Annotated in this window: 8 protein-coding genes; 4 read left to right on the forward strand and 4 right to left on the reverse strand. The window is 54.1% G+C overall.

Annotated elements, in window-relative coordinates:
• Both ACWIUF_RS12945 and ACWIUF_RS12950 read right to left on the reverse strand, forming a co-directional pair.
• Positions 1–1,421 (reverse strand): tetratricopeptide repeat protein (locus tag ACWIUF_RS12945; RefSeq protein WP_448572831.1); only part of this gene is annotated, 1,421 nt, incomplete at its 3' end.
• 61 nt (positions 1,422–1,482) lie between these two features.
• Complete coding sequence (locus ACWIUF_RS12950; RefSeq protein WP_448572833.1) at positions 1,483–2,361, reverse strand: hypothetical protein; 879 nt, start codon at positions 2,359–2,361, stop codon at positions 1,483–1,485.
• A 295-nt stretch (positions 2,362–2,656) separates the two neighbouring features.
• Between ACWIUF_RS12950 and cobU the strand changes: the two genes are divergently transcribed.
• From cobU to ACWIUF_RS12970, 4 genes are all read left to right on the forward strand, one after another.
• Positions 2,657–3,262, forward strand: coding sequence for a bifunctional adenosylcobinamide kinase/adenosylcobinamide-phosphate guanylyltransferase (gene cobU / locus ACWIUF_RS12955; RefSeq protein ID WP_448572834.1), 606 nt, complete (start codon positions 2,657–2,659; stop codon positions 3,260–3,262).
• Between the two features lie 82 nt (positions 3,263–3,344).
• Entirely contained in the window at positions 3,345–4,190 is an 846-nt protein-coding gene (locus ACWIUF_RS12960; protein ID WP_448572836.1) for a hypothetical protein, read from the forward strand.
• Positions 4,191–4,557: 367 nt separating this feature from the next.
• Entirely contained in the window at positions 4,558–5,331 is a 774-nt protein-coding gene (locus tag ACWIUF_RS12965) for a DUF928 domain-containing protein (RefSeq protein ID WP_448572837.1), read from the forward strand.
• 125 nt (positions 5,332–5,456) lie between these two features.
• Positions 5,457–6,185 carry a DUF928 domain-containing protein gene (locus tag ACWIUF_RS12970; RefSeq protein WP_448572838.1) on the forward strand — a complete coding sequence of 243 codons (729 nt, stop codon included), beginning with the start codon at positions 5,457–5,459 and terminating at the stop codon, positions 6,183–6,185.
• A 208-nt stretch (positions 6,186–6,393) separates the two neighbouring features.
• Here ACWIUF_RS12970 and ACWIUF_RS12975 read toward each other — a convergent pair whose 3' ends face one another.
• Both ACWIUF_RS12975 and ACWIUF_RS12980 read right to left on the reverse strand, forming a co-directional pair.
• Positions 6,394–7,425 (reverse strand): hypothetical protein, encoded by a 1,032-nt coding sequence (locus ACWIUF_RS12975; RefSeq protein ID WP_448572839.1) that lies wholly within the window; start codon positions 7,423–7,425, stop codon positions 6,394–6,396.
• A 32-nt stretch (positions 7,426–7,457) separates the two neighbouring features.
• The gene (locus ACWIUF_RS12980; RefSeq protein WP_448572841.1) at positions 7,458–7,931 is read right to left on the reverse strand and encodes an ATP-binding protein; all 474 of its coding nucleotides are present in this window, start codon (positions 7,929–7,931) and stop codon (positions 7,458–7,460) included.
• Positions 7,932–8,176: the final 245 nt, after the last annotated feature.

Consider the following 8,176-nt stretch of genomic DNA (forward strand, 5'->3'; position numbering starts at 1 on the left):
GATGGCAAGGAGGGAGAGGGGGGGATGGCTCCTCTGGAAGGGTTCGCAGGGGGCGGCACGGGCGACCACTGCTGTAACGCCGCTTTGACAGCGCTAATGACACTGCACCAATCCCCAGGTTGCGGTTGGCGAAATAAGCGTAGGTTAGGATACCAGGGCGTATCCGTGCGATCGCGGCCCCAGCGCCAATCACACATATAGGGCAGCAGGACCCAGGTGGGTTTACCCAGGGCACCCGCCAGATGTACGACCGAAGTATCCACCGAGATCACCAGATCCAGGTGTTCAACCCAGGCCGCCGTATCGGCAAAGTCCCGAATCTCAGGATGCAGGTCAAACAGGCGATCGCCCCAGACTTGGGACTGGCGCAATTCAGCCAGTTCCTCTGGATCTTGGCCTACCTGGAGGCTATAGAAGCTCACATCGGGTAGGCTGAACAGATCGGCAAAAACCCCTAGAGGACAGGTCTTGCGTTGTTGAAACAGTTGGAGGAATACCCCCTGGTAGGCCCCGCTGGCCCAGGTCACCCCCACCTTCAGCCGGGTACCGGGTGCCGGCGTCAGGGCCGGCTTAGAGATGGGAGAGGTCAAGTAGGGAATCGTGGCAGGCAGGGTTTCCAGGGTTGTGCCCAAATATTTCGGCACACTCAGCAGCAGGGCATGGGCATCCACCGGGGGATAGGCCATCTTGGGCGCGACCACCCAGGTGATGGCAGGCATCGCTTGCAGCAGGCGGTGCAAGGCTGGCGGACACATAACCCCCACGGTGGCTCCCTGGTTGACCAATAGCTCGGCATAACGGATAAACTGCAACGTATCCCCAAACCCCCCTTCGGTATGGAGGAGTAGGGTTTTATCGCGTAGATCGTCGCCTTGCCAATGGGGGTGGGGTAGGTTGGGGAGGAGGGTCCGTTCCGCCTGCCAGCGCCATTCCTCCCAGCCCGCCTGCCAGTCCCCCTGCATCAACAGGGCAAGCCCTAAATTGGTGTGGGCATGGCCTGAGTGCGGGTCCAGTTGCAATGCCTGGTGGTAGGCCCCGATCGCCCCCGCTGGATCGCCCGCATCGTAGAGGGAAATGCCTAAGTTGACGTAGGTATTGGGTTGGGGTCCTAAGGTGAGGGATTGCTGAAAAGCCGCGATCGCCGCCGCGAGTTGGCCGTGCTCATGGTAGGCATTCCCCAGGTTGTAGTAGCTAATGGCATCGGGCTGAAGGCGAATCAGGGTCTTATAGTGACGGATCGCGGCCTCCAGCCGTCCGACCCGCTTCAGGGCGATCGCTAGATTGTTGAGGGTGGGGGTATCCTCAGGGGCCTGCTGGAGAATGCGCTCATAATCGCGAATGGCAATTTCTACCTGACCGGCTTTCAGCGCTGATGTGGCTTGGTCAAAGAGGGTGTCGAGGGAGATCGCGGGATCGGACATGGTTAGCTGGTCAATTGAATTGGCATCACTAGCTCAAACCGGTAGGGTTAGGAGAGCCAGTTCAAAACTGCTTAATTTGACTATGGACGACGACCAGGGTTGACGCAAACTGATTGAGCCGATCTTCCAGCAAATGCTTACGGTTGAGCAACTGGCGTAACTTTTGGTAGCGGGCGATCGCCAAGCTGACGGTGGGTACCTGTTCCGGTGGACAGGGACGTTCCCATAACTTGCCGTTTTCATCCAGCCCACAGACTCGATAGGCCACCCGCGAACTGGGATGGTTATAGGTGGCAGCCCGTTGGGGATTGGTCGTCGCCTCCACGTAGTCGATCAGATCGCTAATTTCGGCATGGCGCAGGGACACGGGTTCCGAGGCATGGGGCGGCAATGACTCCAACCAGCCATCGATGATTGGCCCCTCTTCGTATAGGGCCTGAATGTTGAGCATAATTTGTTCGAGTTCGATGCGCCACTGGAGCATGGTGGCCTGAATTTCCTTGAGCACATTCAGCACTAAATCAGGATCAACCCCAGGCAGATAACGGCTGATTTCCGGGGTTGCCACCTTGGGCAGAGTGGGGACTTTGGGACTATCCGGACGGGCTACCGGAAAGGCAGGAACCGCCGCTGGTTTGGTCAAGGCCATGCTAGAAGGCGGTTCGGGCGCAGATTCAACTAGCGGTGCCGGAGCATGGGATGACGCAATACGGGGTGTACTGCCCCCGCTCGGAGCCGTTTCTGCGGGTGGCTCGGCCTGAATCTCAAAGGAACAGGGTTTGCTGGGCACGGACGGGGGGGACATATTCGGCAGGATCGGTTCCGGGGGCAGTGACGGTGCCACGGTGACAGGGGATGGTAGGACAATCGCGGCCCGTTTATGCTTTTGGGACTCTGACTGCTCTAGGGCAGCCGTGATACGTTTTAACTTGTGACTCATGTGCCCCCCACATCACACCAACAGGATTGGACGGAGTTTGGGCGCGATCGCGCTGAATCAGTGCGCCTAGGTTTCCGCTCAACGTCCCCGAATGGGAAAAAGGTTCTGTCAGTATAACGGCTTTACCTCAACTCGCGACTATGGGCAAACCCGATCGCCCAGAAAGCTCAAGGCCGATCCTGGGATACGGGTGGGGGAGACCAGCGCTAACCTTGACGCTGACGGCAATAGACAGGCGAGGCTAGGGGAATTCAAAGTTCAAAACAACATTCAAAACGTTTCGTGACTTCGCTAAATGACGATGACTCTACAGCGTAATGCCCACATCACCTTGGTGCTAGGGCCAGCCCGTTCCGGCAAAAGCGAATGGGCTGAGGAGCTGGCGCAACGATCGGGATATCCGGTCACCTATATTGCCACCGCGATCGCTGAACCGACGGATCTAGATTGGCAACACCGTATCCAACAGCACCAGCGTCGCCGCCCTGGGGATTGGCAAACCCAGGAAGTTCCCCTCCACCTTGCCCAGGCGATCGCCCAAGCTCCGGCCCATACCTGTTTATTGGTGGATTCCCTGGGCACCTGGTTAGCTAATTTATTAACTCAAGATAGAGAAACCTGGGAACAATCAGCATTACAGCTACTATTAAATTTAGCAGCGGCCCATAGCCCCATTATCCTAGTCGCAGAAGAGGTGGGCTGGGGTGTGATTCCTGCCTATCCCTTGGGACGGTGCTTTCGCGATCGCTTGGGACATCTTGTACGGCAAATTGGTGCGATCGCGGGCCATGTTTACCTCGTAACCGGGGGCTATGCCCTCAATCTGTCCCAGTTAGGGGTCTCGGTAGGCACTCAAACCGTGATCCCGGCTGATCCCCCCGATGCCCTTGCGAAAGATTAAGTTTCTCAACAAGATGTCTCGTTTTGGGCGCAACTGCTAATTATTTCCCCCAATTGTTGTCACCTAGCGGTGTACTAGAACTATGGCTACTCCGAATGAAGTTCGACAATACCTCGCTCATTGGTTCCAATTGGGGAAGCATATCTGCCTCCGCAATGGTCAAGAACGCTTGTTGCCCGATCCGGTCCTCCAGGGCGATCGCTATAGTGATGCCTTTGAGGCGTGCTGGCGGCGGGTGACGGCACCCGATGCGGGGGACTGTTATCTGGAAGGGACGGAGCAAACGGTTCAGCAACTCTTGGCAGCAACATGGGAATTGTTGCCCTGTGTCCGCTGTACGATGCCGGTGCCGGTCTATAGTCGGGGGGTCACCAGTGCGCCCTGTCCCTGTAGTGACCTACGTGGGTGGCCCAATTTAGAACTGCCGCTGCCCCGATCGCCGGTTTCCAGCCAGGATCGCCTGCGGCAAATTTGCCGCCGTATCGAGGCAGCGGACCCACTGCTGACGGAGGCTGCTGCCGGGGCGGTGGCTCCAGTTTCCTTAGAGACGCCTGTCGCTGCTGCTGGACCGATCGTACTTGACGGGCAAGCAGACCATCCAGGACAGGCAGACTATCCAGGACAGGCAGACTATCCAGGACAGGCAGACCATCCAGGACAGGCAGACCATCCAGGACAGGCAGGCTATCCAGGGCAGGCAGGATGCCTACCCCACAAGAGTCATACGACGCCTGTCCCGGAACTGCGGTTGGCAACACCTCACTCGTCGGACTCCTTGCCGGTGCTTGATCCAAGCAGCAACCTGTGGCCACGAGAGGAAAGCAGTGCTCGATCGGCGGAGGCCATGCTCTTTGGCTTTACCGTCCCCCCCCAAGTCACGCAGTCCGATCCCGTCCTTGGCGATCGTCCTGAGCGTGCGGATAGTTAATGCGGACAGTTACCGCACTTCCATACTTGGTGAGGTACAGGCAAGGGGCTTAAGTCCCTTGTTCGCAAGGCTTGACCGTACTTCATTAGAGAGGGAACGGCTGTATCAAGTTAGTGCGGGTGGTATCAATTGATATCAATAACGCCGCTAGCAATATCTCCTGAGCCGAGGATTGAGTCGGGTACTGGAACTTTGGGGTTGCGTGGAACTGATCGGGCCGAAAAAACATCTACAGGGATGGAAATGATCGTGGTCAGCGTGAATCTATTGATTGGGAGCGGTCAACGGCGGTAGGGTTAGCCAAGTGTGATCGCGCTCGGTGTGGGGTTAAATGGAGTGCGATCGCGGCTGTTATGAGGGCAAACCCATGTTGAATCAGCACACGTATGGACATTGGGTCTTTCGCTGGTTAGGTCAGGGGGCGATCGCGGTGCTGGGGGCTGTTTTGTTAATCACGGCACTGCTGCCAAGCGCAATGGCGCGTAACCTCCCCGGACGACGGGTAGCGGCTGGCACACGAGGAGAATGTTTAATCGCCCAGCCAGGGCCACAAGAACCCCTCCCACTGCTAATATTGTTGCCTGCGACAAACCTGAGTCTTACGGCCCAAGCGCAGCCAGAGTTTTTTTGGTTTAATCCCCCCATGATTGGCGAAGCGGTCCGCTTCCAACTCCATGCAGTTGATGCAAACCGGCAAAACCCGCAACTTCTCTATGAACATCAAGTCGAGGTTGGCGATCGGGTGGGGATTCACAGCCTCCCATTGCCGACGGATGGGCAGGTTCCCCCCTTGGTCGTGGGACAGCTTTATCGCTGGTCCCTGACGCCGCTCTGTTCGGAGGAGGCGGAACGCAACCTGGTGTGGCGAGTCACGGGCTGGATTGAACCGATCACCCCGCCGGCGGAACCCATAGCCGGAACGCTAGAACAACAGATCCTGAGCACTGCTGAGGCGGAGCGCTGGCTAGATGCCTTTAGCTTGTTGCGAGAGGCGACGTGTGCAGTATCACCTAACCCCAATCCGGTGGTCAAAGATACCTGGCTCACGTTACTTGATCGGTTAGATCTGGAACAAACGCGGATTGATCTGCCTCTATTAAAGCAACAGGCGATCGCGAATTTAGATACTTTGTGCCAGTAGTTATCTCATCGATTCAGCGATCGGGGATAGGGACTGGGTCAGCCTATGCGTGCCGTGAGCCTGTACGATTGAATCGCTGCTGGATGTTGACCGCGTTATTCCCGAATGTCGAAGGATCTTTGGCTATGAATTGTGTACGTCATTCTCTGGGGTTAGCCGCTGGCTCATGCAGGGTCTCCTTATCCCTGCTCATCGGGCTGCTGGCGCTGGTCAGTATGCCCCAGGTGAGCCAAGCCCAAGGGTTGCCCGGACGTCGGGTGCCGGGGGGAACCCGAGGCGAAACGGAACACAAGTGCTTCCCTGAGGCACCGCGCTATTTTGTGGCTCTGCTGCCAGCGGATAATCGGAGCCTGACTACGGCAGCCCAGCCTACGATTTTCTGGTACCACTCGCCGACCGCTGCCGCGACGGCAGAACTGCGGGTGGGGACGATCGATGCCCAGGGTAAACGCCGACCCGGTAGTCCGTATCGGGTTGAGTTTACCCCTAACCCCCAGGGGGGTATTCAGCACTTCCCACTGCCAGCCGGGGACCCACAGTTGCCTCCCCTCGCTGTCGGAGAAACCTACCAATGGCAACTGACCCTCCACTGCGATCCAGGCGATCCGGAACGTCGCCTGACGATCGGGGGACAGATCCGGCGGGTCGCTGAGACGCCCCCAGCCGCCTCCCCCATGTTGATGGTGCAGCAGGCGGCCCAAGCGGGGCGATGGGTGGATGCCTTTAGTACATTGCTGAGCGCCAGTTGTCCAGAGTTGCGCAACCCGGCAGTATCAACGGGCTGGGCTACGCTGTTAACCCAACTGGGACTCCCAGAAATCGCCGCTTCGCCCCAGATTCAATGTCAGCCATAAGCTTCCTTCCCTCGCCTTATTGAGGGGATTTGCTTCACTGGATTGTTGAGGGTCCTTGTACTAAGAACGGTTTACAGCACTGCCATACTTGGTGAGGTACAGACAAGGGGCTTAAGCCCCTTGTTTGCAAGGCTTGACCGTACTTCAAAAATACTTCAACCGTACTTTAACAGTCCTTCATTAGAGAGGAAACGGCTGTAGTAGCGAGTCAGAGATCTTTTTCTAATTCAATAATTCTATGAATTAACGGTCTATACAGTGTGTTATCAAGATGAGTTAGATACCAATTTTCATAGTCGCCAGCAATTAAATGTTCTTCAATTAAACGCGCTTCTTCGAGCAGAATCCAAAGATTATGGGTTGCTCGATTACGAAACCCATGTACTAAGTTTGCTTTTAAGCCATCCAGTCCATACCGCCGACAAGCTGGGCATTGACACTCGGCCAGTACATCCCACTCCTTAGCATCTGGTTCTCGACCGCGCCAACTGCCTAAATCAGCAACCATGCGATCGCCAGTTCCTGGCAACTGCACAATTCCACGGGCAGCACGGTTACGCCATCCGCTAGAGTCAACAGAATTGATGCTTAATAATGCAGCAATATGAAGCGTGATGGTTCCACCAATGCCAAAAACATGAAGCTTTTTATTGGGAAATTCTTGACGGATATGTATAAGCTTTTCTAATACTTTTTGCGGATGCATTGCCTTAGGAGCTTTCAGCAAATTGGGCACAATCCCCCCTAAGGCGATCGCTTGCTTTTTCATCAGTGATTTGTATGACTTCAGACGGCTAACATAATCTTCTAGAAGAAAGCTAATATGGACTACAGGCACATAATCTCCTCGCCAATAAAGACGATTCATCGCCATTGTGAGTTCAAGACACTTCTGCTGCTCTGTCAAGGTCATTTTAGGGGTTGGGATAAAGTCTTGGGGAATGGGGAACCAATCAGGTTGGGCATTCCTAACAAACTCAGCATATTCCTTTACAGGCGTTTCACCCCCATGCGTGATGAAGTAGAAAGCTCCATTGTCGAGGTAGACTTTGACGTGGGTAGGAACCCCTAAGTACTGATGCAGTCCTTGATCCATTGCCTTCCGTCTACGAGCAGGCATTTTATGAAAATCAGCATAGGAAATCATAATTGCCGTTAAAGCAGGCAAATAATATTCAGAGTCAGGATTCCAAACGTGCGGTTTCAATGCACTTAAAGTCGTTCCAGCAACTATTTCCAAATATTCTTCTCCTCACACTATTGCAGGCAATACTAGGCACGATAAGCTTCCTCAAGAGCTTCAAAAGCATCTTTTTCCTCACGCTCTCCCTGTGATTCTGGAGGTTTTATTTTGACTAATACAGGAAAGTTGATCAATTGTCCCGACAAGATGGCCTCTCCTTTGTCCAAGTCAGGTAGCAATTTTGCTTCATCTTCGCCCAAACTTTCAATGACCTTTCGTACAAAGTTTTGATCAGCAGGATTAACCATACGCATAATAATAAATGAGTTACACATTGCAAGGGTTGTCTCGTCAAGTCTAGAAGGACGTTGGCTAATCAGGATCAACCCAACACCAAATTTACGTCCCTCTTGAGAAATCTGTTTTGTTACTGAAATGGAATGTTGCTCAGCTTCATTATTGGCACGTGCTGGAATAAAATTATGTGCCTCTTCTAATACAAGTAAAACAGGAAGTTTCAGTTCATTTTGAACACGAGCACTAAAAATATCACTTGCGACCAAACTATATATTGTTGCTTGAAAATCACTCGTGTAACCAGATAGGGCAACAATACTAATTTTTCCGTACTGGACAAGTTGAGTTCTATCATTTGGAAGAGGTTCAGAAGCAGAAGTGTTGAATCCAGATATAAAACTTTACACTTGAGGGTGCGAGAGTCATACAAGCGTTTCTGGAAGCAAATCGTAGCTCCAATGGACGAGCGAACAGCGACGGCTGAGTTCTAGTTGCAAATAGCGAAACTTGT

This window comes from Trichothermofontia sp., from assembly GCF_053493415.1.